General features: G+C 50.1%; 2 protein-coding genes. One reads left to right on the top strand and one right to left on the bottom strand.

Annotated elements, in window-relative coordinates:
- Positions 1-693 (bottom strand): ATP-binding cassette domain-containing protein (locus AC1DVH_RS30840; RefSeq protein ID WP_477756976.1); only part of this gene is annotated, 693 nt, incomplete at its 3' end.
- Between the two features lie 450 nt (positions 694-1143).
- Between AC1DVH_RS30840 and AC1DVH_RS30835 the strand changes: the two genes are divergently transcribed.
- A partial coding sequence (locus tag AC1DVH_RS30835) for a LysR family transcriptional regulator (RefSeq protein WP_477756975.1) occupies positions 1144-1587 on the top strand: 444 nt, incomplete at its 3' end.

Here is a 1587-nt window from a genome sequence, read left to right as displayed (position 1 = left end):
TGCCTCTTCAATGTCATGCGAGATGAAGATGATGGTGCGCTGTTGTTCTGCTTGCAGGCGGATCAATTCGCCCTGCATTTCGCTGCGAATCAACGGGTCGAGAGCAGAGAAGGCTTCATCCATCAGCAGGATGGCAGGGTCATTGGCCAGCGCTCGGGCTAAACCCACGCGCTGCTGCATACCGCCAGACAGCTGGTGCGGATAGCTGTAGGCGTGTCCCTCGAGACCTACCTGTTTGAGTGCCTCAAGTGCACGCTTATGCCGCTCGCTCTCCTCGACACCAGAGATTTCCAGACCGAAAGCAACGTTGTCGATCACACTCATGTGTGGCATCAGCGCAAACGACTGAAACACCATACTCATGTCTTTGCGACGAACGCTAAGAAGGTCGGCGTCCGAAAGACCGGTGATTTCTTGTCCGTTAAGATGGATTGTTCCAGAGGTTGGCTCGATCAGTCGATTGAATAACCGCACCATCGTCGACTTTCCAGAACCGGAAAGACCCATGATGACGAAAATCTCTCCACGTTTTACGGAGAAACTGGCATTAAAAACGCCAACGACTTGACCGGTTTTGCTGAAAATTTCATTCTTGTCAGCACCGCGAGCCAGCATCTCCATCGCGAGCTTCGGCTGAGGGCCAAAGACTTTGTAAATGTTTTTTACCGAGAGTATCTCGTCACCAAGACTCATAACCCCTCCTGTTGCAATTACGGCGTAAGATCAAGAATTTAGGTATACGTGTCTTGATCAGTTAAGACGGTGCTTTTGGGGGCAGTCAAGCTGGGAGAAGAGTTGGGAATTAGTCATTGTGACCATCCTCTTTATTATGTGATGTTTATTATTTTTGTTTTATCGACGCTGAATTTGGSAGTGCCTTGAGTGACAAGTTATTACCTAATAGAGTCAGCGTCTAACAACATTTCTTCTGACCAATCAATAACGCTATGTTATCGATCCTGCGTTGATATCCGTTTTCGATGCCGCCAGTGTTTGTTGTTCAGCGAAGCGCCGTTTTCCCTGTTGTAGACCTTCTCTTTCAGCTACTCTCAAGCATGCACTCCCAGGTGGAACCCTCCCGCCGATCTCCTCCTTTAAGGCCCTCCCAAGGGGCCCCGAACCGGACATTAAATACTTTAGGTTATGGTTAAGCACATCGATCCAGATATGACGTTGCTGAAAATGCCGTCTCTGAAAGCAGTCAAGTCATTCGTAGCGGCCGCCAAATACCAGAGTTTCACGCGAGCGGCAGAGGCACTGTGCGTTACTCAAGCGGCAATCAGTCGTCAGATTCGAGAGCTTGAGACGTACCTTGGGGTTGATCTGTTCAAGAGGGTCGGTCGAGCGGTCGAGCTGACTGAGGCCGGCTCCATTTTTTTCGATGCTGCGCAGCTTTCCTTCGTAAACATCTCCCAGGCAGCGGAACGCATTCGCACCAACAATGCAGGTAAGCGAACGCTGACGCTTTGCTGTTCCCCAGCGTTTTCGGCTCTTTGGTTAGCAGCCAAACTGCCGGGTTTTTTCACTCAGAACGCTGATATCGATCTGAATCTGGTGACCACTCAAAACTTTTTGTCGATGGAACCC

The organism is Pseudomonas sp. P4_C3 (assembly GCF_056402075.1).
Note: the sequence above shows the minus strand (reverse complement) of the source record. Positions and strands in the feature narration are given on the sequence as shown.